The 26,437-nt window shown below is 56.7% G+C and carries 19 protein-coding genes; 8 read left to right on the forward strand and 11 right to left on the reverse strand.

Translation table 11 applies throughout. The annotated features are described in order from the left end of the window. Positions 1–118: 118 nt before the first annotated feature. Entirely contained in the window at positions 119–493 is a 375-nt protein-coding gene (locus WMO44_RS05055; RefSeq protein WP_349151946.1) for a hypothetical protein, read from the forward strand. A 52-nt stretch (positions 494–545) separates the two neighbouring features. Here WMO44_RS05055 and WMO44_RS05060 read toward each other — a convergent pair whose 3' ends face one another. From WMO44_RS05060 to WMO44_RS05070, 3 genes are all read right to left on the reverse strand, one after another. Next, positions 546–2,324, reverse strand: a complete 1,779-nt coding sequence (locus WMO44_RS05060; RefSeq protein ID WP_349151947.1) for a Na/Pi cotransporter family protein — start codon at positions 2,322–2,324, stop codon at positions 546–548. Between the two features lie 763 nt (positions 2,325–3,087). Next, complete coding sequence (locus tag WMO44_RS05065; protein ID WP_349151948.1) at positions 3,088–3,744, reverse strand: sortase; 657 nt, start codon at positions 3,742–3,744, stop codon at positions 3,088–3,090. 62 nt (positions 3,745–3,806) lie between these two features. Then, entirely contained in the window at positions 3,807–4,805 is a 999-nt protein-coding gene (locus WMO44_RS05070; RefSeq protein ID WP_349151949.1) for a Na/Pi cotransporter family protein, read from the reverse strand. A 204-nt stretch (positions 4,806–5,009) separates the two neighbouring features. Between WMO44_RS05070 and WMO44_RS05075 the strand changes: the two genes are divergently transcribed. From WMO44_RS05075 to WMO44_RS05085, 3 genes are read left to right on the forward strand one after another with little or no spacing between them, the layout of a single operon-like run. Then, positions 5,010–5,519: a MarR family winged helix-turn-helix transcriptional regulator gene (locus WMO44_RS05075; RefSeq protein WP_349151950.1), complete on the forward strand. Its 510-nt coding sequence runs from the start codon at positions 5,010–5,012 to the stop codon at positions 5,517–5,519. Next, a complete protein-coding gene (locus WMO44_RS05080) occupies positions 5,503–7,800 on the forward strand; it encodes an ABC transporter ATP-binding protein (protein WP_349151951.1) in 2,298 nt (765 codons plus the stop codon). The genes WMO44_RS05075 and WMO44_RS05080 overlap by 17 nt, the downstream gene beginning before the upstream one ends. 1 nt (position 7,801) lies before the next feature. Continuing rightward, positions 7,802–9,613, forward strand: a complete 1,812-nt coding sequence (locus WMO44_RS05085; RefSeq protein WP_349151952.1) for an ABC transporter ATP-binding protein — start codon at positions 7,802–7,804, stop codon at positions 9,611–9,613. A gap of 79 nt (positions 9,614–9,692) precedes the next feature. Here WMO44_RS05085 and WMO44_RS05090 read toward each other — a convergent pair whose 3' ends face one another. After that, on the reverse strand, positions 9,693–10,616 hold the full coding sequence (locus WMO44_RS05090; RefSeq protein WP_349151953.1) for a LysR family transcriptional regulator: 924 nt from the start codon (positions 10,614–10,616) through the stop codon (positions 9,693–9,695). A gap of 172 nt (positions 10,617–10,788) precedes the next feature. Between WMO44_RS05090 and WMO44_RS05095 the strand changes: the two genes are divergently transcribed. Further along, positions 10,789–12,828: an FAD-binding protein gene (locus WMO44_RS05095; RefSeq protein WP_349151954.1), complete on the forward strand. Its 2,040-nt coding sequence runs from the start codon at positions 10,789–10,791 to the stop codon at positions 12,826–12,828. Between the two features lie 111 nt (positions 12,829–12,939). Here the strand turns inward: WMO44_RS05095 and WMO44_RS05100 are convergent, their stop codons facing one another. Continuing rightward, a complete protein-coding gene (locus WMO44_RS05100) occupies positions 12,940–14,922 on the reverse strand; it encodes a hypothetical protein (RefSeq protein ID WP_349151955.1) in 1,983 nt (660 codons plus the stop codon). Positions 14,923–15,144: 222 nt separating this feature from the next. Between WMO44_RS05100 and WMO44_RS05105 the strand changes: the two genes are divergently transcribed. The 3 genes from WMO44_RS05105 to WMO44_RS05115 all read left to right on the forward strand — a co-directional run bounded on the left by WMO44_RS05105 (position 15,145) and on the right by WMO44_RS05115 (position 18,961). Beyond that, positions 15,145–16,065: an AAA family ATPase gene (locus WMO44_RS05105; protein WP_349151956.1), complete on the forward strand. Its 921-nt coding sequence runs from the start codon at positions 15,145–15,147 to the stop codon at positions 16,063–16,065. Then, positions 16,065–17,819 (forward strand): vWA domain-containing protein, encoded by a 1,755-nt coding sequence (locus WMO44_RS05110; protein WP_349151957.1) that lies wholly within the window; start codon positions 16,065–16,067, stop codon positions 17,817–17,819. Before WMO44_RS05105 ends, WMO44_RS05110 begins: the two co-directional genes overlap by 1 nt. Positions 17,820–18,202: 383 nt before the next feature. Next, entirely contained in the window at positions 18,203–18,961 is a 759-nt protein-coding gene (locus WMO44_RS05115) for a hypothetical protein (RefSeq protein ID WP_349151958.1), read from the forward strand. A gap of 178 nt (positions 18,962–19,139) precedes the next feature. Here the strand turns inward: WMO44_RS05115 and WMO44_RS05120 are convergent, their stop codons facing one another. The 6 genes from WMO44_RS05120 to WMO44_RS05145 form a co-directional block, all read right to left on the reverse strand. Beyond that, positions 19,140–20,834: a peptide ABC transporter substrate-binding protein gene (locus WMO44_RS05120; protein ID WP_349151959.1), complete on the reverse strand. Its 1,695-nt coding sequence runs from the start codon at positions 20,832–20,834 to the stop codon at positions 19,140–19,142. Positions 20,835–21,053: 219 nt separating this feature from the next. Then, complete coding sequence (locus WMO44_RS05125) at positions 21,054–22,049, reverse strand: ABC transporter ATP-binding protein (protein ID WP_005923266.1); 996 nt, start codon at positions 22,047–22,049, stop codon at positions 21,054–21,056. After that, positions 22,046–23,047 (reverse strand): ABC transporter ATP-binding protein, encoded by a 1,002-nt coding sequence (locus WMO44_RS05130; protein ID WP_097785899.1) that lies wholly within the window; start codon positions 23,045–23,047, stop codon positions 22,046–22,048. The genes WMO44_RS05125 and WMO44_RS05130 overlap by 4 nt, the downstream gene beginning before the upstream one ends. 14 nt (positions 23,048–23,061) lie before the next feature. Beyond that, the gene (locus tag WMO44_RS05135) at positions 23,062–24,111 is read right to left on the reverse strand and encodes an ABC transporter permease (protein ID WP_005923262.1); all 1,050 of its coding nucleotides are present in this window, start codon (positions 24,109–24,111) and stop codon (positions 23,062–23,064) included. Positions 24,112–24,129: 18 nt separating this feature from the next. Next, positions 24,130–25,047, reverse strand: a complete 918-nt coding sequence (locus tag WMO44_RS05140) for an ABC transporter permease (RefSeq protein WP_055184934.1) — start codon at positions 25,045–25,047, stop codon at positions 24,130–24,132. A gap of 541 nt (positions 25,048–25,588) precedes the next feature. Beyond that, positions 25,589–26,383 carry a hypothetical protein gene (locus tag WMO44_RS05145; RefSeq protein WP_349151960.1) on the reverse strand — a complete coding sequence of 265 codons (795 nt, stop codon included), beginning with the start codon at positions 26,381–26,383 and terminating at the stop codon, positions 25,589–25,591. Positions 26,384–26,437: the final 54 nt, after the last annotated feature.

Below are 26,437 nucleotides of genomic sequence, written 5' to 3' on the forward strand. Positions count from 1 at the left end.
GCTGAGCAGATATAAATAGTATAACACACTCTCTTGTGGAAAGTACAGTATCTGCGTGTGAAAATTGTCTGTCTCCCGCCCAAACGGGGCATACTTGCAGAGAAAGGGAGTGTTTTTTATGCGCAAGCTGTCTGTCTGCCTGTTCTACGGGCTTTGCGTATTCACCATTGTATTCAGTCTGTTCTGGATGGCGCTGCCAAAGCTGCCGCTGTCCCAAACCCCTGCCGGGTCCGAGACCGACCCCACCTCTCCCCTGAGCCTTGCCGCACAGGCAGTGCCCCAGACGGACGCCGCCCGCTACTGCCTGCGGGACAGCGGCGGACGGGTGGCGGTGTACACCTGCCGCGCCGATGGAACCCCGGGCACTTTGATCCGCGTGACCGGTATCTACACCAATCTTCTGCCGGAAAATGATGCTCTGCGCATCAAGCGCGGGCTTGTGGTCAACAGCCCTCGGGAGCTGGACTTGCTGCTGGAGGATCTGGGGGAATAAGTATAAGAGGCCGCTGCAAGCGATGTGCAGCGGCCTCTGTTATAAATATGACTTACGCTTCCATTTCTTCCAGCGGCACAAGGTATTCCTTGCGGCACTGCTCGTATTCCAGCATATAGTCCTTGCTGGGGCTATGATGCATAATGTTTTTCAGAGTGTGGGAGTCGTAATCATCGCCGGCCTCCATGCCCACCATGCGCACTGCGATGTTGGAGCAGTGGTCGGAGATACGCTCAGCGTTGTTCAGCACATCCAGGAACACCACGCCGGTGTCGATGGAGCAGATGCCGTCCTTCAGGCGGCGGATGTGCTGGTCGCGCAGGCGCTCCACCATCACGTCAATGATCTCCTCCAGCGGCTCCACCTGTGCAGCCTTCTGGACATCATCGTTTTCAAAGGCCTCGTCCGTCAGAACCAGAATGCGCTCCAATGCGGCATCCAGCAATTGCAGTTCCTTTTTGGCGCTCTCGCTGAAGCTGGCTTCCTTGTCGTACAGCTCCTCGGCCTTTTCCATGATGTTCACGGCATAGTCGCCAATACGCTCGAACTCGGTGACAAAATTCAGCAGCTCGGTCACCGCGTGGCTTTCGTCGTCGCCCAGCTCCTGATCGGTCAGTTTGATCAGGTAGTTGGTGATTTCCACCTCCATGCGGTCGATCAGGTTCTCGCGTACCTTAATGGCACTCACGGTCTCCTCGTCCATCTTCAAAAGCAGCGGCGCGGCCAGACCCACGTTGCGGGCGGCACGGCGGGACATCTTGATCACCGCGTTCTTAGCCTGCTGCAAAGCCACAGCCGGGCTCTTGTACAGACGCTCGTCCAGCACCGGCATGCTCAGCTCCTGTGCTTCCTCCACGCTGCTGGGCACCGTGAGCATCGCCAAGCGGCTCAGCACCCCGCTGCAAGGCAGGAACAACAGCATGGCGCACACGCTGGACATGGTATGGATATTTGCGATGGAGCTCTTGTTCATTACATCGCCCCACATAGGGATGCCGATGGTGAACTGCACCGCATAGATCAGCGCCAGCAGGATCACGCTACCGATGACGTTGAAGTACAGGTGGATGAGCGCGGCCCGCTTACCATCCTTGGAAGAGCCGCCGATGGTGAGCAGCGGGGTGAACGCCGTACCGATATGCGCACCCAGAATGATGGGGATGGCAGAACTGAAGGTGACAAGCCCTGTGCTGGACAGTGCCTGCAAAATACCCACGGAGGCAGAAGAGGACTGGATGATCACGGTGACCACCACGCCCACCAGAACGCCCAGAATGGGGTTTGTCATAGTGACGAACAGATTCTGAAAGGCTGCGCTCTCCCGCAGGGGTGCCACGCCGGTATCCATCAGGCTCATGCCGGTAAACAGGATGCCGAAGCCCAGCATGATCTGACCGATATTCTTCTTTTTGGCATTGCGCAGGAACACATAAAAAATGCAGCCAATAAACGCCACCACAGGGGCAAAAGTCTTGGGCTGGATCAAGGTCAGCCACAGGCTGTCGCCTGAGATATCCGCCATGCGGATCAACTGACCTGTTACCGTAGTACCAATATTTGCACCCATGATCACGCCTACCGACTGCGTCAGTGTCATGATACCAGAGTTGACCAGACCGACACAAATAACCACCGTACCAGCCGACGACTGAATGACGCCGGTGATCAGTGTGCCGAAGATCACGCCTTTGATGGTAGAGGAGGTAAGCTTTTGCAATACGCCCTGCATCTTGCCGCCCGCCAGCTTTTCCAGTCCGGCGCCCATGATGGACATACCATACAAGAACAGCGCAACGCCGCCCAGCAGAGAGGTAATGTGTGTGATATCCATAACGATACTCCTAATATGAAACTTCCCTTTTAATCCTTTACAGCACACAGCCGCCGGGACCTTACGCACGCACAGCGCTGCACTGTTCCGGAAGCCGCTTATTTTTATTATACCATCAAAGGGGGCGTCTCAACAAGGTTTATTTTACAGGAAAGTTACTTTTTCCACACATTTCGCAACATGTTTCCGGGTGTAAAACCAAAAGCTTTCTTTTATTTTACATACATTTTACATTATGCCTTCTCGGGGCGCAAGATATCCCCGCTTACCCGGCCAGCTCCTCCATGGCCTCCCGCACCGTATCGGCTGAAAACAGGAACACACCACTGCCGGTGTATACCTCCACATGACTGCCCACATAACGCAACTCAAAATCCTTCATGGTGTTTCCCTCCTGTATGTCTGTTTTGTACCCGGGACTTCCCCGGTAAACACAGTATCGCATAATTAGGACACCATAAAAAGGACTTTCAACCGTTTTCGCAGACTTTTTACGCCAAAGCAGCGTATGCTCCCCCAGTCTGCTCACACCGTTCGCAGCCACTTTCCTTGGAAATCGGGTCTTTGGCAGTCCCCCGCAGCGCCGCATTTCCGCAGGAAACAGGCGTTATAGCTGCCGTTTTTCATCACGACCCCTTCCCGTGAAAATGGGATAGCGGAGCGTCCGCAGACGCTCCGCTATCCCGAATTAAAAATATATTTTCCTCTGACTATGCCCAAAGCGCACGCGGCGGGCATTCCAAATCGTCCCTCTGCGCCAGCATTATTCTGCCGCGTCCGTCACCCGGACAGGATAACCAGTCCGCACACAACGCACCGCATATCGGGCGTTGCCGCCGGAGGTGCAGGTGAACAGGGTCAGATCCCAGTTGTCCGTCTCGGTGGCGGTGGTCATCTCCTCGATCTGGGTGGGATGCAAAGTCTCCACGCTCTCCACCTCGTAGCTCCAGCGCAGACCGTCCGCATCCGTAAAATACACCGGGCTGCCGATCGCCAGCCACTTGATGGGGCTGAAATGCTTTGCATAGTTGTGGCCGCAGATCACCAGATCATCGGCATAGGTGGTGCCGCTGTAGCGCCCGGGAGCGACCTTCAGCCCCGCATAGCTCCACTGCGCCATGACCGGTAGCTCCAGCCCCGCCGCCGGGATGGAAAGCACTCCGATGTAGTCGCGCCCTTCCACCTCCACGGTGGTCATTTCCTGCGCCGGGTCCAGCATCGGCTGTGGGGCTGCGGTCTCGTTTTCCCGCCGGTGTTCCGTGATGGTCTTTTGCATGGTCTGCTCCAGTTCGCTCAATACTTCCTGCGAAGCCTTTTCTGCCCGGGCGGCATCCCACCGGTTGTAGCCCAGCAGCCCGGCGGCGCATAAGATCAGCACCGCACCCAGCACCATGCACAGCCTGCCGATTTTCCGTTTCATTGCATTCCATCCTTTATATATAATAGTATCATCTGCTTCAGTATACCATTCCCCGCTCCGGTTTACAACCGTTCTTCCGGGCGATTTTTATCGGGCAACAGCGCGCAGACCAGCCGCACCATCTGCCCGGTCAGGGGCAGCCATACCAGCGCACACAGTACGTTGAACAGGGTATGCGCGTTGGCGATCTGCCGGGCGATCACCGCGCACTCTGCCCCCGTAGGCGAGCACAGCCGCACCAGCGCCGCAAAGGGCTGCAGCAGTGCGCAGCACACCGCCGCTCCGCTCAGGTTAAAAATGGCGTGGGCTGCCGCCACCCGCTTGGCATCTCTTCCCTGCCCGATGGCGGCAAGCACCGCTGTGATGGTTGTGCCGATGTTATCCCCCAGCAGAATGGGGATAGCCGCCGTCAACCCCAGCAGGCTGTGTACGCCGTCTGCCCCGGGCTGCGCCGCCATGCTTTGCAGCAGCGCCACCGTGGCAGAGCTGCTTTGCACCGTTAAGGTCATGCAGACGCCCGCCAGCAGTCCGTGCAGGGGGCTTTGCTGCACCCGGGCAAGCTCCAGCCGGAGCAGCGGGCTTTGCAGCAGCGGTTCCATGGCGCTGCGCATCACCGTGACGCCCTCGAACAGCAGTCCAAAGCCGAACACTGCCTCGCCCACGCAGCGTCCCCGCCAGTCTTTACAGGCCAGGCAGAGCAGCACCCCGCCAAACAGCAGCAGATACCGCCAGCTTTCCACCCGGAACGCCAGCAGCTGTGCCGTGACCGTTGTACCGATATTTGCCCCGAACACCACCGGCACCGCCTGCCGCAGCTGCAACAGCCCCGCCGCCAGAAAGGCAATGACCATGACCGTGACCGCCGAGCTGCTTTGCAGCACCGCTGTGACCGCCGCCCCGGTCAGCAGTCCCGCCACCGGGTTTGCGGTGCACCGCGCCAGCAGGCTGCGCAGCCGCCTGCCCGCTCCCTGCTGTACTGCCCTGCACAGGCTGTCCGTCCCATATAAAAACAGCGCCAATCCGCCGAATACCTGTAACAACACTTGGAATCCCTGCTCCATCCGCACCCTCCGTTTCTGCCTGTCCTTTATTTCTATGCAGCGAGAGCCGATTTGCGCATTGACAAAGCCTACAAGTTTTTTGTGAATTTTTGTTTAATATTTCCCCATTCTCTTGCAATCCCGCTGCAAAAGGAATATTCTTATCAGGCGTTAATACTTAACAGCTGTTAAGTATTTGAAAAATGCAAACGAGGAGGGACTGTTGTGTCCGAGCCAAGCACCCCCAGCTTTCAGGGGATGTGCCACTATATCGGGCAGCTGAGCAAGGCATTCAAGGCCGGGATGCGGGCGGCGCTGGCCGATTGCCCCAAATGCCACTTTAATATGCTGGAAGGCCTGCTGCATTCCATCAACTGCCACGGAAAGGACGGTGCCATTTATGTCTCTGACCTTGCCCGGGAGATCCGACAGCCGCTGCCGGCGGTCTCGCGCGGGCTGCGGTTGATGGAGCAGGATGGCACCGTGGTGCGGGAGCCGGACCCCGCCGACCGCCGCAAAACGCTGGTGCGCATCACCCCCAAAGGGTATGAGCTGTGCCACCAGTGTGAGCAGGCTCTGCGCGACTACTTTGCCAGCGTGCTGGCACGGTTAGAGCCGGAGCAGGTAGCCCAGATGGACGCGCTGCGCGGCGCGCTGATGGATGCCATTCTTGCGGAAAATGCCGCGCGCAACATTGACCCGAAGGGAGAAACGAACCATGACAAAGATCTTTAAGCAGCTGGCCCGGCACTGGGCGGTCTGCCTTGTGGTGTTCGCGCTGCTGTTCGTGCAGGCGTACTGTGACCTTGCACTGCCGGACTACACCAGCAAGATCGTGGACACCGGCATCCAGCAGGGCGGCATTGAAAGCCCCCTGCCCCAGACGGTGCGCCAGAGTACGCTGGACGCGCTGAGCCTGCTGATGAGCGAAGAGGATGCACAAAAGCTGCAAAACGCCTACCAGTACTACCTGCAGGACGATGGCGTGTTGCAGCTGCGCTCCGACCTGACCGAGGACGAGCGCACCGCACTGAAAGATGCCGTGACCACCCCGGACATCGTGCTGTATATGGCTGCCGCACAGGCCGCCAACACCCCCGCCGGGCAGAACAGCATGGGCATGACCGGCCTTGCCGAGATGCCCTCTGCCGCTGCGGACACCGACACCGAGACCGTCACCCCTACGGCAGCAGATCTGGACACCGTTTGCAGCCAGTTTTCCGCCATGAGCCAGATGCCCGATTTTGACCGCAGTATGCTGCAAAAGCAGCTGGACAGTGCCATGAGCCAGCTGGACAGCACCCTGCTGGAAAACCTGAAAAGCCAGTCTTTGCTGCTGGTGCAGCTGGAATACGAGGCACAGGGCATTGCGCAGGATGTGCAGATGCAGTACCTCTTCCGGGTGGGCGGCCAGATGCTGGCGCTCACCCTGCTGATGGTGGCCGTGGCTGTGGCCGTGGGCTTCCTTGCCTCCCGGGTATCCGCCACCATCGGCCGTGACCTACGCCGGGAAACCTTCTCCAGTGTCATCGGCTTCTCCAATGCAGAGATCGAGAATTTTTCCACCGCCTCCCTCATCACCCGCACCACCAACGATATCCAGCAGGTGCAGTTCGTCTGCGTCATCCTGCTGCGCATGGTGGCCTATGCGCCCATTCTGGGCATTGGCGGTGTGCTGCACGTTGTGGGCAGCAGCTCCGGCCTTTCGTGGATCGTGGTGCTGGACGTGGCCATCCTGCTGTTGCTCATCATTTTCCTGATGAGCGTTGCCATGCCCAAATTCAAGGTGATGCAGCAGCTGGTGGACCGGCTGAATCTGGTCAGCCGCGAAATTTTGACCGGCATCATGCCGGTGCGCGCCTTCAGCCGCGAAAAGTTTGAGGAGCAGCGTTTTGATAAGGCCAACCGGGAACTGATGGGCACCCAGCTGTTTACCAACCGCGCTATGGTGGCCATGATGCCCTTTATGACCCTGATCATGAACGGCACCAGTCTGCTCATCGTCTGGTTCGGCGGCAAGGCTATGGACGCCGGCACCATGCAGGTGGGCGAGATGATCGCCTTTATCACCTACACCATGCAGATCGTCATGTCCTTCCTGATGCTGGCGATGGTGGCCGTCATGCTGCCCCGCGCCGGTGTGGCTGCGGATCGTATCGACGAGGTCATCCGCACCAAAACCTCCATCCACGACCCGGACGAAGCCACCGCAAAAGCTGCACAGGCGCACACCGACTGGCAGGGCGTGGTGCAGTTCGAGGATGTGAGCTTCCGCTACCCCGGTGCGGACAGCGATGCACTGGAACACATCAGCTTTACTGCAAAGCCCGGCGAGACTACCGCCATCATCGGCTCCACCGGCTGCGGCAAGTCCACCCTGCTCAACCTGATCCCCCGCTTTTACGATGTGACCGGCGGCAAGGTAACCGTGGACGGCATTGACGTGCGCGAGATGCCGCAGGCACAGCTGCACGACCTGCTGGGCTATGTGCCCCAGAAGGGTGTGCTGTTCAGCGGCACCATTGACAGCAACCTGAAATTCGGCGGCGAGGATATCACCGACGCACAGGTGCACAAAGCCGCCGCCATTGCGCAGGCTACTGATTTTATCGAGGCAAAGCCCGAGGGCTACCAGAGCCCCATTGCACAGGGCGGTTCCAACGTATCCGGCGGCCAGAAGCAGCGGCTTTCCATTGCCCGGGCAATTGCCAAAAATCCCAAGGTCTATCTGTTTGACGACAGCTTCTCGGCACTGGACTACAAGACCGATGTAACGCTGCGCCGCGCTTTGAAGGCACAGACCGACAACGCCACCGTGATCATTGTGGCACAGCGCATCTCCACCGTGCTGCACGCAAACCAGATCCTTGTGCTGGACGAGGGCAAGCTGGTGGGCAAGGGCACCCATGCCCAGCTGATGGTCAGCTGCCCGGAATATCAGGAGATCGCCCGCAGCCAGCTGAGCCAGAAGGAGCTTGCGCTGGATACCCTGAATACGGAAAAGGAGGGTGAGTGATATGCCCAGACCCGGACGTCCCACCACCGAGCGTGCCAAGGACTTTAAAGGCACGCTGCGGCAGCTCATCCGCACCATGAGCCACTACAAGCTGCCCCTTGCGGCAGCCATGCTGTTTGCTGTTCTTTCCACCATCTTCAACATTGCAGGCCCCAAGGTGCTGGCAAAAGCCACCACCGCCCTTGCCACCGGCTGGATTGCTCGGCTGCGCGGCACCGGCAGCATTGATTTTGTGTATATCGCCCGCATTCTGCTGTTTTTGCTGGGAATGTACCTGCTGAGCAGCGCTTTCAGCTTTATTCAGGGCTGGCTGATGACCGGCCTTTCCCAGAAGGTCTGCTACGACTTCCGCCGCCAGATCAGTGAAAAGATCAACCGTCTGCCGCTGGCGTACTTTGAAAAGCGCACCGTGGGCGAGGTACTTTCCCGCATCACCAACGATGTGGACACGCTGGGTCAAAGCCTGAACCAGAGCATCACCCAGCTGATCACCAGCGTGACCACCATGATCGGTGTGCTGGTGATGATGCTCTCCATCAGCCCCCGCATGACTCTGATCGCTCTGCTGATCTTACCGGTATCGCTGGCACTGGTGCTGGTGGTGGTCAAGTTCAGCCAGAAGTACTTCAAGGCACAGCAGGCCACGCTGGGCGTGGTCAACGGTCAGGTAGAAGAGGTTTACGCCGGTCACAACGTAGTCAAGGCGTTTAACCGGGAGGCTGTGGTGCTGGCAGACTTCAACGCCGCCAACGATAAGCTGTACGAATCCGCATGGAAGAGCCAGTTCCTCTCCGGCCTGATGATGCCCATCATGAACTTTGTGGGCAACCTGGGCTATGTGGCGGTGGCCATCGTGGGCAGCATTTTTGCCGCAAACGGGGTCATCACCATTGGTGATATTCAGGCCTTTATCCAGTACGTCAAAAACTTTACCCAGCCCATCCAGCAGCTTTCGCAGGTATCCAATATGCTGCAAAGCATGGCCGCTGCCGCCGAGCGGGTATTCGAGTTTTTGAACGAGCCGGAGGAAGAACAGCTGGCAGACCCTGCCCGCCGCGCCGACCCCGCCGACATTGACGGACAGGTCACCTTTGACCATGTACGCTTCGGCTACACCCCGGACAAGACTGTTATCCACGACTTCAGCTGCACGGTGCAGCCCGGTCAGAAGGTAGCCATTGTAGGCCCCACCGGCGCGGGCAAGACCACTATGGTCAAGCTGCTGATGCGCTTTTACGATGTGGACGCCGGTTCCATCACCCTGAACGGCCACAATGTGCGGGACTTTGACCGCAGCGCTCTGCGCGAGGGCTTTGGCATGGTGCTGCAGGACACATGGCTGTTCAAGGGCACCATCATGGAGAACATCCGTTACGGCCGGCTGGACGCCACCGATGAAGAGGTGATCGCCGCCGCAAAGGCAGCCAACGCCGACCACTTTATCCGCACCCTGCCCGGCGGCTACCAGATGGAACTGAACGAGGACGCCTCCAACGTCAGTCAGGGACAGAAGCAGCTGCTCACCATCGCCCGTACCATTCTGGCAGACAACCGCATCCTGATTTTGGACGAGGCTACCAGCAGCGTGGATACCCGCACCGAGCAGCGCATCCAGACCGCCATGGACCGCCTGATGGAGGGCCGCACCAGCTTTGTTATTGCCCACCGCCTTTCCACCATCCGGGACGCCGACCTCATCCTTGTGATGCGGGACGGCGACATTGTGGAGCAGGGCACCCACGACCAGCTGATCGATGCCGGCGGCTTCTACGCCGATCTGTACAACAGCCAGTTCGAGGATGTTGTGGATTAAAGCACCTGTTATCGCACTATAACTGCAAAAGAGCACCTGTTGCCTTCCTTTTTTGAGGACAGCAGGTGCTCTTGCTTTTTTATTCCGCCACCGGTTCCAGCTTCAGGCCAAACAGCTTTTCCGCAAGGGACGGCAGCTGCCGCTGCAACGCGCGGACATAAGCCATTACCACCGGGTCCTCGCGCTTTTGCCCCAGCACGATGCCAAACCGGTGTCCCCTGCCCCAGTCCAGTACCCGCACAAAACTGAGGTCCGGCCTGCGGTAATAGACCGCCGGGACCATCTTGAGTGCCGGGTCACCGTAGGCTGCACTGCGGATACCGCCCACCGGCGTAAACTCCACCCCTCGATCCATTCCCTCCTGCAGCAGGCTTGTTTCGTAGACAGTCTGGTACATCTCCTTGATGGGCAGCCAGCGGTATTGCAATGCCTGTTCCAAGGTCAGTCTGCCCACCGGCATATCAGCGGGCGGGTGGATGGGGATGCAAAGTTCTGGCATATAGAACAGCGGCACAAAGGTAAGCCCCTGCGCGTAGAACTCTGCACTTTCCAGCTGGAAGGAAAGATCCATCTCCCCTTTTTTCAGGCTGCGCCAGACCTCGCTGCGGTTGGCGCACTGTCCCAGAATAGGCGTGTATTGCAGACACAGCTCGCTTGTCAGGGAAAACACGTCATACACGAACATCCGCATTGCCTCATGACACCCTGCGATGATCAGATGTCTTTCCGGCGGTTTTTCCTGCTGCTGCACCGCTCGGGCATGGCACACTGCCTGCTGATACAGGGCTATCAGCTGCTTTGCCTTGGGGTAAAAATCCTGCCCCGACGGGGTCAGCACCACCCGGCGCGGCACATGCTGGAACAATTCAAACTGCAATTGCCCTTCCAGCGTGCGGATCTGCTGCGAAAGTGCCGACTGTGAAAGATACAGCGCCTCTGCCGCCGCAGAAAAGCTGTTCAGCTCCACGATCTTTACAAAGCCTTCCAGTGCGCTCTCGTTCATGTTTTTCTCCCCCTGCAATACATTAGGTTAGCCTAAATTATAATATAAACAATATGAATTGTAAACAGCACCCTTCTACGCTACAATTGTTAAGGATTCGGCAAAGTGCCTTTTACTTTGCTGCACGATAAGAAGGAACACAAAGAAGAGCAAAAAGAAAGAGAGCGTACCTATGAACAAGATCTCCCGTAAGGGCTTTATCAAAATTGCCGCTGCCGCCGCCATGAGCGGTGTGACCGCCGGTGCTCTGGCTGCCTGCAATGCCGCCTCCGGTTCTGCTTCCGCTTCCACTTCCGGTGCTGCCGGCCAGTACATCCCCGGCACCTACGAGGGCACTGCCGAGGGCATTTCCTCTACCGTCAAGGTCACTATGACCTTCTCCGACAGCGCTGTCACCGACGTGGTGGTGGATACCTCCGGCGAGACCGCTTCCTTCGGCGCTGCCGCTGCCGACGAGCTACGCGAGCAGCTGCTGGCTGCCGGTTCTGCCGAGATCGACGGTGTTTCCGGTTCTACCATCACCTCCGACGCCGTGATGAAGGCTGCCAAGAGCTGCTACGCACAGGCAAAGGGCGAGGCCGTGGTCTCCAGCGTGCAGCTGCCCACCGGCGATGAGAACGACTGGCTGGGCAAAGAGCCTGACATCGACGAGGCTGCCATCACCGAGACCGTGGACACCGATATCCTGATCGTGGGCGCTGGCAACGGCGGTATGTTTGCCGCCGCCTATGCTGCTGCCAACGGTCTGAACTTCCGTGTTATCGAGCAGAACGCCAACGTGCAGGACACCCGTCACTGGTACGGAGCTGTTGATTCTGCTGCCGCTAAGGAGGCTGGCGAACCCGCCACCGATAAGGCAAAGCTGCTGAGCGAGATCTCCCGCTACGCCTCCGGCAAGTGCGACCAGCGCGTGGTCAAAACCTGGATCAACGAGTCTGCCGCTATGCACGACTTCATGCGCAGCATTCTAGAGGATAAGTACGGCTGGGTGTGCGATTTCACCTCCGGCAGCGAGGCTGCATGGCCCGCAGAGAATGCCGAGCACAACACCGACTACCTCTACCCTGTGCAGGAGCACAACTACATGGCCAGCGAGAGTGCTTCCGGCACACCCCGCAATGAGCTGCTGCTGCAGTACATTCAGGAGCTGGGCTACGATGTGGACTTCAAGACCAGTCTGGCAAAGCTGGAAAAGAACAGCGATGGCCGCATTACCGGCATCATCGCCCAGAGCACCGAGGATGACCACTTCATCCGTTACAACGCCAATCAGGGCGTGCTTCTGGCCTGCGGCGGCTTCCCCGGCAACCCCTATATGATGGAGCAGCTGGATCCGCTGGGCACCAGCGTGACCACCGCCTGCTCCTACTCCCCTGCCGACAAGGGCTACGGCATCCGTGCAGCAGTGTGGGCAGGTGCTAATCTGGACAAGGAAGCCGCTCCCATGCTGTTTGACCGCGGTATCGTTGCCCCCGGTGTGGATGCCGGTTATGTGGACAGCGACTCCGCCTTTGGCGGCAAGGCTTTCCCCGGTAAGATCCGCCAGTACAACCCCGGTACCCAGCCCTTCCTGAAGGTGAACCGCAACGGCGAACGTTTTGCCAACGAGAGCTGCCCCTACAACGATATCGTCTACGCCGCTGCTCACCAGCCGGGCCGCGTTTACGCACAGATCTGCGATGCTAACATTCTGGAAGATGCAAAGCGTTTCCACACCATCGGCTGCTCTGCCCAGACCCGTAACGGCGGCGAGAAGTACATTCAGGGCAAGATGGACGAGGCTATCGAGGCCGGTGCACTGTTCAAGTGCGATACGCTGGACGAGCTGGCCGACAAGATGGGCTTTACCGGCGCTGCCAAGGATGCCTTCCTTGCTACCGTGGAGCGCTACAATGAGCTGTACGATAAGCAGAACGACGAGGACTTCGGCAAGCCCGCTTACCGCCTGAGCGCCATCCGCACCGCGCCCTTCTACGGCTGCTGGCTGGGTGCTTCTCTGCTGACCACCGAGCAGGGCATCGCCATCAACGAAAAGGGTCAGGCTCTGGACACCAACAACCAGCCCATGGAGGGTCTGTACATCACCGGCGATATGTCCGGCAGCTTCTTTGCCAACAACTACCCCTGCCTGATGGCCGGTGTGGCTATGGGTCGTACCCTGACCTACGCCATGAAGGCTGTCAAGCAGATGGCAGGTCTGGAGAACGCCTGATAAAGCACAGTTCTCCGGCATACTCTAAGCGTTTCTTCTTTTCTTCTTTTTCATGTGAAGAGGGGCAGCCCCATTTGGGGTTGCCCCTCTTTGTGTTATTCTGCAGTTTGCTTATCGCAGCACAGTCTTTCCGTATACAAATCTTCCCTGTATCTTCCGCTGTGCATTGAGCCGATAGCTATTCACAAAACGCAGATCCTCTCTCCAGCAATCGCAGGCGTCCTCCATTTTGATACGCCCCGACTGGCGATGGATTAGCCACTCCAAATGATTCACGATCTGGTGCTTAGACATCAGGCCATTGTCCATCAATTGCTGCAGCAGCCGCTGACGCTCACCTGTGGTCATGTCTGCTGTTTTTGCTACCGTATAACCGTACAGGTTCAACTCTGAGTTTTTCCGCAGATTTCCGTAGTCCATATCACCGTCATACTCGTCTGCCACAAGATGCACATACGGCAGACCGTACCGCAACCTGTACTGCCGATAGCTTTCCTCATTGATGAAATATTTATTCTGCCGTTTAGAGTAGTACACGTCGATATAAACCGGTTCTTCCCGATTTGCACAGTACACCAGTGCCGTGACCATCTCGTATTCATCCGAATCCCGGGAAATATTATTCTGGCTCATAATCGTGATATTCTGAATATTCTCCGGGTCGCAAAATCTAGTAAATCCATCCAGATGATGCTCCTGCCCGGGCCACACCTTATAGTTATGGATTTTGATTATGCCATATTTAGATGTAAACTCGCCTAACTGGTCGTGCGCAATGCGTCCAAGGAGTTCACGACCGGTTGATACTGATTCATGAATCAGCATATCTTCTGGCACACATTTTCGTTTATCATTCTCATTTACAGTTGTCAATATCCGAATAAGCCTGTCCTCGTCAGCAACTGTTGCCGCAATCTCTGCAATTTCCTTTTCGTATTTTTGATATGCAACTTGTTTAAACGTCACATCATCCCACTTTGGCTTATTCTTTTTTTCAGTTTTTATATGTAAGGAACTATATTTTATTCCTTTGCTTCCAGAAAAAACAATCTCAACAGGATTCAACTTTTTATCTTTTAATTCAGCCGGTAAAATTTCGAGCGTGTCTTTTTTGGTTCCACAGTTGTTTATTATTGTACTTGCTTTTTCTATTTCATCTTCTGAAATATATATAGTATTACACTTTATGCAATAGTATCCATATAATAGTTGCTCCTGCTCTGTTTTCTTTCCTGTTAGTAGCCATCCCATCAGTTTCATGTTATTTTTATGTTTCGGGCACCTCTTCCGTGCAGGCCTTTCAACATTGACCTCAACTTTACGGCTCTCTAAAAACGGAAATTTCGCCTTATATTTCTCGCAGTCTTTTTGTGCTTTCGCTTCTTTTCTTCCTATTTCTTGTAGTTTGGTTTCAAGATAATCCAAATTCAAATATTCTATATATTGTTCCAGAAACTCCTTTTCAGCAAGTTTTTGCGGAACAAAAACAGCGTGACATCTCGTACAAGAATATCCCATAATCGTAGCATCTTTCAGTTTTCCTTTTCTACTCTGCAGTGTCAACGATACTGGGTTAAATGCTATTTTCCTATTACATACTGGGCACTCTTTATAATCCAGGTCCCGTAGTACATATATTGTTTTCGGCATCACAGCGTTAAGCTTTTCTTCTTTTTTCGCAAGTTTTGCTTCTCGTTGCTTTTCTTTTTCCCGTTTCTTTTGTTCTTCTTCCTGTTTTTTTCTCCTAACCTCTTGTTGTTCTCTTTCTTTTCTTTGATTTTCTAGTTCTTTTTTTCTTATTTCATCGTTTTTTTCTTGTTCATATCTATCATTTTGCTGTTGAATTTTAAGTTTCAACGCATCTTTTCCCTCTTCATTCTGAAATGTATCCATATCTAAAATAGAACTGTACAGCGTTCCATCCAGCATAAACTTTGAACATTTTTTCAGAAGAGTTCCTGTGTAAACCTTCTTACATATTGGGCAATGCCCCGTAACTACATCACGTTCACTTCCCACTATTTCAAGTTTTCTTATTTCCAATCGCAGAATTTTTTTATGCACCGGGCACAGTACCACATTTTCGCTTTCCATTTACAGTCACCACCAATTGACATTATTTTATCAATTGTAACACACTCTTATGTAGTAAACAATCCATTCGTCTGCTTTCTGTCAAAACAGAAAAATCCTTTGGTCATATTGCCCTTTTTACCCCCCACGCCCCCTACACAAATGCCCGCGATTGTGCTATGATAAGGCTGAAAACCGGGCAGTTCATTCCCGCCTGGTCACAAGATCGAGGTGTTTGTACAAATGTCGGATATTCTGGATACCTTACGGCAGGAAGGGGTGGACCCCGCCCTGCTTGCGGCGGTGCAGGAATACCGCGCCGCCCATACGCTCAGCGAGACGCTGCGCCCGCGCATCCCCGCACCTGCCTTTACCTACTACGGCAAAGAGGTGTGGGAGCAGGCGCTGGCGGCCATCCTCTGCGGCGAAAACCTGCTGCTGGCCGGCGGTAAGGCCACCGGCAAAAACGTGCTGGCCGAAAACCTTGCCGCCGCCTTTGGCCGCCCCGCGTGGGACATCTCCTTTCATGTAAACATGGATGCCGCCTCCCTGATCGGCATGGATACTTTTGCGGGCGGGCAGGTAGTGTTCCGTCCCGGGCCGGTGTACCGCTGCGCACAGTGCGGCGGCTTTGGCGTGCTGGACGAGATCAACATGGCAAAAAACGAGGCGCTGGCGGTGCTGCACGCGGTGCTGGACTTCCGCCGCGCCATCGACGTACCCGGTTACGACCGCATCCCGCTGGCTGAGGAGACCCGCTTTATTGCCACCATGAACTACGGCTACGCGGGCACCCGAGAGCTGAACGAGGCGCTGACCTCTCGCTTTGCGGTGGTGCAGATGCCCACCATCACGCAGGATAATCTGGAAAAGCTGCTGCGGGCGCAGTTCCCGGATCTTACCGCAAAATATGTGCATCAGTTTGCGCTGCTGTTTCTGGACCTGCAGAAAAAATGCGACAGTGCAGAAATTTCTACCAAGGCGCTGGATCTGCGCGGTATGCTGGACGCGCTGCGGCTGATTCGGCGGGGCATCCCGGCCGGGGCGGCGCTGGATATGGGCATCACCAACAAAGCCTTTGACTCCTACGAGCAAGGACTGATTCGGGACGTGATCGCCGCGCGCATCCCGGCCAAACTGGATGCCGGAAAGCTGTTTGCCTGATGGACGCCCAAAGCTACACCGCGCAGGAGCGGCGCGCGGCCAATCAGGTCTGGGCCGCTGCCGGAGCCTACGGCTTTGAGCCGCTGTTTCTGGCCCGCAACACGGACGGCACCATTGATTTTTACATGAACTGCATCGTAGGGCTGGTGCACAAATACTACGGTGACGCGCTGATCCGGGACATTTTTTCTGCTTGGGAGGGCGATGTGCGCCAGCCCATGCTGGACGACATGGCGTGGCTGTACTTAGAAAACGCCGCCTATCGGCTGGAGCTGCCCCGCCGCCCGGTGCTGGAAGCGCTGCGGTTTGCCCACGCGGACTACTTTTTTGCCATCCAGTACAAGCTTTCGCGGCAGGAGTGGATGGCGAAAAACCAGCTGGTGTACACCATGCAGGCTGCGCGCTGGCGTAAGGTTCTGGGACGCACCGCCCCGGTCATGACCCCCTACGAGAGCAGCCTTGCCGCCGCGCTGGAACCGGAGACCGTACCGGAACCAGCACAGCTCAAAAGCGACCTGCTGGCGCTGTTTGCAAAATTTGCCCTGTTTGACGGCGAGGTACGCCAGAAGCCCGCGCTGCATCTGCGGCTGCAAGGCTTTTGGGCAAAGCTTGCCACCAAAACCATGCCCACCCAGATGATCAAGACCGACCGGGTGACGGTGGAGCATTCCGGCGCGGTGGATGCCCCAGGCAGCGGACTGGCGGTGGACAAGCGCCGGGCAAACATTACCCTGAAGCAACGCGCCGCGCAGGATCGCGCCTACATTGAAAGCTGCTTCGGGCGCTGCTTCTACCCGCCGGAGCAGCTGCGCAAGGCCGAGCAGGAACTGTGTACCGGGGTGCATCTGGGCTGTCATTTGTGGTTCAGCGCCGGTGTGCCCAGCCCGGCGCAGGCGCCCACCCCGGAAGCGCGGCAACTGGCACAGCAGGCCGAATTGCAGGCCGAACGCAACCGCGCCTACTATGCAAAAAATCAGGAGCTGCATCGCAGCGTGGTGCTGCGCCTTACCGAGCAGATCCGCAACTGCATTCTGGTGCATCAGCAGCCAGACCAGCGGGTGGCACGCAGCGGTGATCTGTGCGCCGGGCGGGTGTGGCGCGCCCCTTACCTGAACGACGACCGGGTGTTTTTGTGCCCGGAGGAGGAAAACTGCCCTGCCTTTACGGTGGATCTGCTGCTGGACGCTTCCGCCTCCCGCCTGCACTGTCAGGAGGTGATCGCGGCGCAGGGTGCCATTCTGGCCGAAAGCTTGGCCAACTGCGGCATTCCGGTGCGGGTAAGCGCCTTCAGCAGCCTGCGTGGCTACACGGTGCTGCGGGTGCTGAAAGGCTTTGCAGACAAAAACCGGCAGAATATCTTCCGTTACTTCGCCTCGGGCTGGAACCGGGACGGTCTGGCACTGCGGGCAGCGGGTGATCTGATCCGGTATGCCCCCGGCCCCGCCCCGCGCCACCTGATGATCCTGCTGACCGATGCCAGCCCAAACGACAGCCGCCGCATCCCGCCCACGGCGCAGAACCCGCTTGGCTGCGCCTACGAGGACGCCGCCGGTGTGGCCGATACCGCCGCGCAGGTGCGCACCTTGCAGCGGCAAGGCGTGCGGGTGTCTGCTGTTTTTATGGGCGAGGACAGCAGCGCCGGTGCCGCCGCGCAGATCTACGGCAAAAATATGGCACGTATCCGCGGCATGGATCAGCTTGCCCGCGCTGCCGGACGGCTGATTCAGAACGAGATCCGGGAACTTGGCGATTGAAGTAAAATAAAACGACCCCTGTGGGAGCAGTACCGGCCTTAGTCGGCATTTCCCGCAGGGGTCGTTTTTACAACTGTTTATTGCAAAGCACAACCATACTTTGAACCTTTGTTCGCTCTGCGCTACAAGTTTTTGCAAAAATTTGTCGTTTTAAAAAACTTACAGTTGTTTTTTATTCAAAAGTATGCTATACTACGTTCAGAGAAGTTTTATACAGCCTGTCGGCCCGATCACCCGACTGGCGCTTTTACAACGTTTCGCTGTTTGCTTTTATTGCAAGGCAAGAAGTTAGTGCAACATTCAAACAGCATATTTGCGATATGCAATTCAACGTTGTTGCTGCTGCATTAAAAAGTTGAATTGCTATAGGAAGGAGATCAATCATGGACGCTTCCCGCTATTTTGACGCAATGCACAACGCCATGTCCACCCAGCACGCCGGTGCACAGTTGCTGCTTACCGTCCGTTTGCAGGACATCTGCGGCAACGATGCCTATCTTGAAGTAAAACAGCTGCCCGGGGAGCAGAGCGCCCTTGTGTGCTACTCCACCATGGGGCGGCGCTGCCTGAATTTCCAGCTGTTCCGCAAGGGCTGGCAGCTGTGCCACAATGCGGATGGGCAGTTGACCGGGCGTTTTCCGTCCAGTGCCGACAGCCTGCTGAGCCAGACCGACTTCCGCGCCTACTGTCGGGAGGATCGGCTGGATGCTGCCCGCACCCAGCGCCTTATTGAGGAGCTGGGGCAGCGCGCCGGGACCAACTATGTTGGCTCCATCCCGCAGAATGCCCGCACCGGTGCACAGATCACGGTGGAAAGTCACCTTGGCTGCGGCGCACGCTGGAGTTACTGGAATCAGGACACATCCCCCTGCCTGCCGCTGGCCGCAATTTTGTACTGGCTGGCTGATTTTCTGGCTGGGAACGAGCGCCGTGCCCTGCAATCTGACCCGCAGGCCGCCGCACTGGCTGCGCAGTGGCTGACAAAGGACACTGCTGTGTTCTTTTGCCCCTCCCCTGCCCTGACGGTATCCGCTGCAACCGGTCATAGTGCCCCTGCTGCACGGCGCACCCGCCCTGTCCCGGTGCCTGCCGCACGCAGCAAGAGCTGGCAGAGCGTTCTGGCCGCCATGGCTGCGGTGTAAGCTGGTACCTTTTCAATCTGGTTTACATATAAAAGACGAGTGCATCGGCGAAACCGAGCACTTGTCTTTTTTTACAAAACAACAGCAAAAAAGCACCCCGCCAACCGTTTCCGGTCAGCGGGGTGCTTAGTGCTTATAGTTTACGGTTCAGCTTACGCTGCACAGCACAGGGAGGAAATCACTCCTCGATGTAGCCGTACTGGAAGTACCAGTAGCCGTAGGGGCTGTGCCAGACGCCCTTCAGAGAAGAGCTCTGCAGCCAGAACTCGTTGTAGTAAGCAACGGGGATGCAGCCCATATCCTCCATCAGGATGTCCTCAGCCTTGTGCAGCTGTGCAAAGTGCTCGGCGACATCAGCAACCTTGGAGGCCTCAACAGCAGCATCGAAGTCAGCATTGGAGTACTTACCATCGTTGTTGCCGTTGCCGGTGCAGAACAGCTCGACCATGTTGGAAGGATCGTTGTAGTCCATGACCCAGCCATTACGGGCAACATCGTACTCGCCGGCACGGCGAGCAGCGGTGAAGGCAGACCACTCCATCTTGCTGATGGTCAGGGTAATGCCCAGATCACCCCAGACCTGCTGCAGGTACTCTGCCAGAGGCACATGGTAGCCGGAATCGTTGGTGCTGTACTCGATGGTGGGGTAGCCCTCGCCATTGGGATAGCCAGCCTCTTCCAGCAGCTTCTTAGCCTCGGCCATATTTGCCTCGTAGTCATCAGCAATGTAGGGAGAACCGCCGTTCGCGTTATCGTAGAAGTAGCCCTGCGCGTCCACGATGCTAGGGCCGACCAGGTTGGAAGCAGCAGAGTAGGTGCCCTGCATGATGGTGTTGGCAACGTAGTCGCGGTCGATAGCCAGAGCCAGAGCCTTGCGGACCTTGGCATCCTTGAAGGCATCGCGCTGCAGGTTCATGCTGACGTAGTAGGTGCCCAGAATGGGGTCAACATAGAAGTCGCCGCCATCCTCTGCCTTGGTCAGGCTGGGGATCTCGTCGGTGGGCACGTCCTTGATCAGGACAGCCTCGCCGCTGTTATAAGCAGCGAAGGAAGCGGAAGAGTCCTCCAGCAGCAGCAGGGTGATGCTGTCGGAAACGATCTTAGAGCTATCCCAGCCGCCAACGTAGTTGGGGTTCTTGGACAGAACGATACGCTCGGAGGGGGTCCACTCGGTGATCATGTAGGGGCCGTTGGAGACGAAGGTCTCAGCGGAGGTGCACCATGCATCGCCGTTGGCCTCAACGGTAGCCTGCTGCACAGGGCTCATGGATGCGAATGCAGCCATCTTGTCGAAGTAGGAGCAGGGGTAGGACAGCACGATGGTCAGGGTCTTGCCGTCGTCGCTTGCCTTGACGTTCAGAGCGTCGGTATCGCCGGCCTGAGCAGCCTTAAAGCCGTCGATCATGCCCAGGCAGGTCTCTGCATAGGGAGCAGCGGTGTCGGGGTTAGCCATACGCTTGAAGCTGTACTCGAAGTCCTTAGCGGTCAGGTCGGTGCCGTCGCTCCACTTCAGACCGTCACGCATGGTGAAGGTCCAGGTCAGGCCGTCCTCGCTTTCTTCCCAGCTCTCAGCCTGGCCACCAATAACTTCGTTGTTCTCGTTGATGATCAGCAGGGGCTCGAAGATGGTGATGATGGTGTTGGCGCCATCAACAGCGCTGTTCAAAGAGGGATCCAGAGTCTCGGGGTTGGGGCCGTACTGGACGGTGAAGCCAGCGGTGTTGACACTGCCGGTAGAAGAACCAGCAGCGGAAGAAGCAGAACCGGAGGTTGCGGTAGAACCGGACTTGCTGCCGCCACAGGCTGCCAGACCCAGAGCAGCGGCACCCACGCCTGCAACCTTGAGGAAATTACGACGAGAAATGCGTTTCATAATAATATCCTTCCCTTATATCAAATTTGAGTGTGCCAGGTTCCCCCAGCCGCCTCTATATTCGATCCGGTGCAAATAATTTGTACACCGGAGGAACACGAATGATTATAATGCGTTCTCATGCCGGTTACAAGTCCAAAACTTGGACTGTAACCATTTTGTGACAACATTTCAGCGCTAAGTTGAATTGCTTTCACCTTTTACTGGTGTGAAGTGTTCTCACTTCACGCGGTCAAGGTGATGGCAGGCTGCCCAGTGGCCAGTGGAGACTTCCTTGAACTCGGGCACCTCGTTGGCGCACTGCTCGTCTGCATAGGGGCAGCGGGTGCGGAAACGGCAGCCGGACGGCGGGTTCAGGGGGCTGGGCACATCGCCCTGCAGCACGATACGCTTGGACTGGCGGGCCGTAATGGGATCTGCCACCGGAATTGCAGAGATCAGGCTGCGGGTGTAGGGGTGGATGCTGTGGGTGATCAGCTCGTAGCTGTCGGCCAGCTCCACCATCTTGCCCAGATACATCACGCCGATGCGGTTGGAGATGTGCTTGACAACGCTCAGGTCATGGGCGATGAACAGGTAGGTCAGACCCATCTCCTGCTGCAGATCCTCGAACATATTGACGACCTGTGCCTGAATGGAAACGTCCAGTGCAGAGACAGGCTCGTCACAAACGATGAACTCGGGGTTCACGGCCAGTGCACGGGCAATGCCCACGCGCTGACGCTGACCGCCGGAGAACTCGTGGCAATAGCGGTTTGCGTGCTCGCTGTTCAGGCCAACGCGCTCCAGCAGGGCGATGATCTTATCGTGGCGGTCCTTTTCGTTCTCGGCCAGATGATGGATATCGATGCCCTCGCCCACGATGTCGCCAATGGTCATGCGGGGGTCCAGACTTGCGTAGGGATCCTGAAAAACGATCTGCATCCGGCGGCGGTAGGGCAGCATATCCACTGCGATCTTGTTGTCCTTATCGAACAGCAGGTTGCCGTCGTAGTAGATCTTGCCGCCGGTGGGCTCGTACAGGCGCAGCAGGGTGCGGCCGGTGGTGGTCTTGCCACAGCCGGACTCGCCCACCAGACCAAGGGTCTCGCCCTTGCGGATGGCAAAGCTTACGTCATCCACAGCCTGAACGTACTTGCGGTTCTTGCCCACACCGCCGGCGGGGAAATACTGCTGCAGGTGCTGGACTTCAACCAGCGTCTTGTGTTCACTCATTCTGCCTTTTCCCCTTTCTCAAATGCAGCCTTCTGCTGCAGCCAGCAGTAGGTATAATGGGTATCGCTGAGCTCGGTGCGCGGGGGCATTTTACTCAGACAGATCTTCATGCAGTTCTTGCAGCGGGGCGCAAAGGGGCAGCCGGCCGGCGGATTCAGCAGGTCCACAGGGGTACCCTCGATGGGCACAAGGCGCTCATGCTCTGCGGTGTTCAGCTTGGGGATGGAGTTGATCAGACCCTTGGTATACTCGTGACCCGGCTGATAGAAGATCTCGTCAGTGGTGCCGTACTCCACAATGTGGCCGGCGTACATGACGGCGATCTTCTCGCACATGGAAGCCACAACACCCAGATCGTGGGTGATCATGATGATGCTCATGCCCAGCTTCTTGCGCAGATCCTGCATCAGCTCAAGGATCTGTGCCTGAATGGTCACGTCCAGAGCGGTGGTGGGTTCGTCAGCAATCAGCAGCTTGGGCTCACAGGCCAGTGCAATGGCGATCATCACGCGCTGGCGCATACCGCCGGACAGCTCGTGGGGGTACTGCTTCAAACGCTTCTCAGGCTCATTGATGCCAACCAGCTCCAGCAGCTCCTTGGCGCGTGCCCATGCATCGGCCTTGTTTTTATCGGTGTGCAGGCGGATGACCTCCACGATCTGGTTGCCGATGGTGTACACGGGGTTCAGGCTGGTCATGGGGTCCTGGAAGATGATGGAGACCTCGTTGCCGCGGATCTTGCGGAAGTCCTTCTCCTTCATGTTCTCGATCTCGTGGCCGTTGAACCACACCTTGCCGCCCACCAGCTTGCCGGGGTAAGCGGTCAGACCCATAACAGAGTAGGCGGTGACCGACTTACCGGAGCCGGACTCACCCACAACGCCCAGAACATCGCCCTGATTCATGGTAAAGGAAACGCCATTCAGTGCCTTTACTTCGCCCGCAGGGGTGAAGAAAGAAAGGCGTTCATCTTTGATATCAAGAATTTTCTCGCTCATTTCTGTTCACCTCATCAATTCTTCAGCTTCGGGTCAAAGGCATCGCGCAGGCCATCGCCGAACAGGTTGAACACAAGGATCATCACGCTGATCATCAGTGCAGGGGCGATCAGCAGATGGGGGTAGGTGTTCATGCCCTTGACGGCATCGGTAGCCAGAGAACCCAGAGAAGGCAGCGGGGCTGCGACACCCAGACCGATGAAGCTCAGGTAGCTCTCGGTAAAGATGGAAGCCGGGATCTGCAGGGTGGTGGTAACGATCAGGGTACCGATGCAGTTGGTGAGCAGATGCTTTTTGATGATACGGCCGCTGGAAGCGCCCAGTGCGCGGGCAGCGGTAACGTACTCGCTCTCCTTCAGGATCAGGATCTGGCTGCGGACGATACGCGCCATGCCGACCCAGTACAGCAGAGCAAAGATGATGAAGATGGAGATCATGTTGGGGCCAAGGGTCTGCATCCACTTGAAGCCGGGCTGGGTGGACAGCTTGTCCAGCGGGTCCTTCAGGGCCATGCCCAGCAGGATGATCAGCAGAATGTCCGGGATGGTGTACAGAATATCGGTGATACGCATCATGATATTGTCCACCCAGCCGCCGGCAAAGGCTGCAACCGCACCATAGGTAGCGCCGATGATCAGCACCAGCACAGAAGCGATCAGACCGACGGACAGGCTGACGCGGGTGCCCATCATGATACGCACAGCGAAGTCACGACCCATACGGTCGGTGCCCAGAATGTGCGGGAACACCTTTTCGCCTGCGTCGATACGCGCCTGCTCGGAAGCAGAGTACTCAAAGGGCTTCAGGTTGTTGCTGCCCTTCATCTGCTCGGAATAGCTGTAAGGCCAGACGGCGGGCAGCAGGTAGGCAAAGATGGCAATGGCAATGATGAACACAAAGCTGACCATGGCGATCTTGTTCTTCTTCAGGCGGCGGATACCGTCCTTCCAGAAGTTGACGCTTTCGCGCATGACCACCAGGCTCTGCTTTTCCTCATTGCTGGCGGGCAGAAAATCCTCCGCGTTGAGCTGCAGGCTGAGCGGATTCTTTTTAATGTTTTCCATGAAAATCGCTCCTTTCTCTTACTGCAGTTTGATGCGCGGGTCGATGATCTTATAAAGGATATCCACGATCACGTTTGCAATGATGACCATGCTGGACAGCAGGATGGTGGTGCCCATGATCATGGTGTAGTCACGGTTGGTGATAGCAGACACGAAGTCGCGGCCCAGACCGGGCACGGAGAAGATCTTTTCCACCACAAAAGAACCGGTCATCAGGCTGGCCAGCATGGGGCCGACGTAGGTGATAACAGGCAGGATGGCGTTGCGCAGTGCGTGCTTGAACAGGATCATGAACTGGGACACGCCCTTTGCGCGGGCAGTGCGCATATAGTCCTGACCCATGACGTCCAGCAGGCTGGAGCGCATCAGACGGGTGATATAAGCCGAGGGATAGATGGCCAGTGCAGTGACCGGCATGATATAGGCGGCTGCGCTGTTCAGACCAACGGTGGGCAGCACCTTCATTTTCATACCAAACTGGTACAATAGCAGCACGCTGGAAATAAAGCTGGGGATCGCGATGCCACAGGTAGCAAACACGATAATAACGTTATCCAGCCACTTGCCGCGGTTGTAAGCGGAAATGCAGCCCAGCGGGATGCCCACGCACAGAGCCACAACCACTGCAATGCCTGCCAGACGGCAGGACACCGGCAGCTTGCTGGCGATAATCTGGTTCACGGTACGGCCGCGCTGACGCAGGCTCAGACCCAGATCGCCGTGCAGAAGGCTCTCCATGTAGTTGACGTACTGCACACCCAGCGGCTTATCCAGGCCATACTTTTCGGCCAGAGCCTGCTGAGCAGCGGCACTGATGGACTTTTCTGCCACGAACGGGCCACCGGGGACCAGGTTCATGACAAAAAAGGTAACCGTGGCCACAATGAAGATACTGAAGATACCCATTGCGACACGCTTGATGATGTACTTTGCCATCGTTTGATGCCACTCCAATCCTATCAATGAATTACTATTTTTGCTCTCAGGCCGAGCCATACTTTCCCGCAGTCCGCCAGCCTCACACATAGCGGACGTCTGTCCTCGGCACACGGACAGAAAAAGCGAATAATAAAACGATGGCATCTTGCGGTCGCATAAACACCATCGTCCATACCCGAGAAACACTCTATATATTATAAGGATAACCACGGATTTTGTCAATTTACATGAAAAAAATTCACTTCATTTCAGCAAAGCATGAGCGAAATATTATACTTTATACAAATTTTCTGTATATTTGTAGGTAAAAGTGCTACTTCTTCGGCTTTTGGGTTGATTGTTCCGTTGGTGCGTACAATCTGCCCTCCCCTGTCGGTGCAAAAAGCAGTGTCTCTGCCCCGGAACCATCCATCCATACCGTTAGTATTTTTCTCCATATTGCAGCAAAAACGGCAAAACAAAGCCACCCGCAGCCCCTTCTCCGGCACGGTCGGTGCCCGGGAGATGTGCTGCGGGTGGTCATGGGTCGTTTTGCGGGTCAGGAGTACAGTTTTGCGGTCAGCTGGGAGTACATGGCGCTCTTCTGTGCTTTATAGGAGGCCATCGCCTGATCTGCCAATGCGGTGCTCTGGCCGTTGGCGGTCAGAATGGCGCGCATCTGGCTGACGATGCTCGCCACTTCCTTATCGTAGGACGCCTGCATCGCATACAGTCTGCCGCTTCTTGCCAGTACGATGGAGACTTTGCGTGCCTGTGTTTGCTGAGACTCCGGCAGCGACTTGAACTCTGCTTTTGCTCCGGCAATGCAGCTGTTCAGTTCTGCCTCGGCGCGCGCCTTAACGCTGTACAGCTGCTGCAGCAACGCCTTGACCTCTTTTTCATAAGCGGCTTCCTGTTTACTGGAAGAGGACGCCGGTTTTTCTGTACCGGAATTGGCTGTACCGGCAGTCTCCTGCTTGCCGGAGGAAGCGGTACTGCCGCTCTCCGTCCGGGAGGCAGCGCTCCCCGAAGAAGCAGAAGAACCTGCCGGGGCGGACACCGAACCTGCTCCCTCCTGCGGAGCACTGGCTGATGCTTCTTGTTCCCCACTGTTGGACGCAGCGGCTTCGTCGGTCAGTTCTTCCAGCGTGATCTCGCCGCTGAGCAGCTTATCCAGATCATCATCCGTCAAGGTGAGCTGTGTACTGTCTGCCGGAGCATCCGGCAGGGTTTCCGGCAGACCGGCTGCCATACTGTGGAGATAGAACAGCACCCCAAGGACTGCTGCTGCCAGCAGAACCACCAGCGCACCCAGCACGATCAATACGATTTTCAGGACCTTATTTTTCTTCATACCAAAATCCGCTGCCCGGGCAGAGTACACCTCCGCCCGGGCAGTTTTCTCCTT

Origin of the sequence: Faecalibacterium tardum, from assembly GCF_040096515.1 — a bacterium.
Lineage (GTDB): Bacteria > Bacillota > Clostridia > Oscillospirales > Ruminococcaceae > Faecalibacterium > Faecalibacterium tardum.

What these genes read in the sequence shown, in the direction of transcription:
- WMO44_RS05055 (WP_349151946.1), top strand. Translation starts at nt 119, where the DNA reads ATGCGCAAGCTGTCTGTCTGCCTGTTCTACGGGCTTTGCGTATTCACC.
- WMO44_RS05060 (WP_349151947.1), bottom strand. Translation starts at nt 2,324, where the DNA reads ATGGATATCACACACATTACCTCTCTGCTGGGCGGCGTTGCGCTGTTC.
- WMO44_RS05090 (WP_349151953.1), bottom strand. Translation starts at nt 10,616, where the DNA reads ATGAACGAGAGCGCACTGGAAGGCTTTGTAAAGATCGTGGAGCTGAAC.
- WMO44_RS05145 (WP_349151960.1), bottom strand. Translation starts at nt 26,383, where the DNA reads ATGAAGAAAAATAAGGTCCTGAAAATCGTATTGATCGTGCTGGGTGCG.
- WMO44_RS05120 (WP_349151959.1), bottom strand. Translation starts at nt 20,834, where the DNA reads ATGAAACGCATTTCTCGTCGTAATTTCCTCAAGGTTGCAGGCGTGGGT.
- WMO44_RS05130 (WP_097785899.1), bottom strand. Translation starts at nt 23,047, where the DNA reads ATGAGCGAGAAAATTCTTGATATCAAAGATGAACGCCTTTCTTTCTTC.
- WMO44_RS05100 (WP_349151955.1), bottom strand. Translation starts at nt 14,922, where the DNA reads ATGGAAAGCGAAAATGTGGTACTGTGCCCGGTGCATAAAAAAATTCTG.
- WMO44_RS05085 (WP_349151952.1), top strand. Translation starts at nt 7,802, where the DNA reads ATGCCCAGACCCGGACGTCCCACCACCGAGCGTGCCAAGGACTTTAAA.
- WMO44_RS05065 (WP_349151948.1), bottom strand. Translation starts at nt 3,744, where the DNA reads ATGAAACGGAAAATCGGCAGGCTGTGCATGGTGCTGGGTGCGGTGCTG.
- WMO44_RS05110 (WP_349151957.1), top strand. Translation starts at nt 16,065, where the DNA reads ATGGACGCCCAAAGCTACACCGCGCAGGAGCGGCGCGCGGCCAATCAG.
- WMO44_RS05095 (WP_349151954.1), top strand. Translation starts at nt 10,789, where the DNA reads ATGAACAAGATCTCCCGTAAGGGCTTTATCAAAATTGCCGCTGCCGCC.
- WMO44_RS05115 (WP_349151958.1), top strand. Translation starts at nt 18,203, where the DNA reads ATGGACGCTTCCCGCTATTTTGACGCAATGCACAACGCCATGTCCACC.
- WMO44_RS05140 (WP_055184934.1), bottom strand. Translation starts at nt 25,047, where the DNA reads ATGGCAAAGTACATCATCAAGCGTGTCGCAATGGGTATCTTCAGTATC.
- WMO44_RS05125 (WP_005923266.1), bottom strand. Translation starts at nt 22,049, where the DNA reads ATGAGTGAACACAAGACGCTGGTTGAAGTCCAGCACCTGCAGCAGTAT.
- WMO44_RS05105 (WP_349151956.1), top strand. Translation starts at nt 15,145, where the DNA reads ATGTCGGATATTCTGGATACCTTACGGCAGGAAGGGGTGGACCCCGCC.
- WMO44_RS05070 (WP_349151949.1), bottom strand. Translation starts at nt 4,805, where the DNA reads ATGGAGCAGGGATTCCAAGTGTTGTTACAGGTATTCGGCGGATTGGCG.
- WMO44_RS05135 (WP_005923262.1), bottom strand. Translation starts at nt 24,111, where the DNA reads ATGGAAAACATTAAAAAGAATCCGCTCAGCCTGCAGCTCAACGCGGAG.
- WMO44_RS05080 (WP_349151951.1), top strand. Translation starts at nt 5,503, where the DNA reads ATGACAAAGATCTTTAAGCAGCTGGCCCGGCACTGGGCGGTCTGCCTT.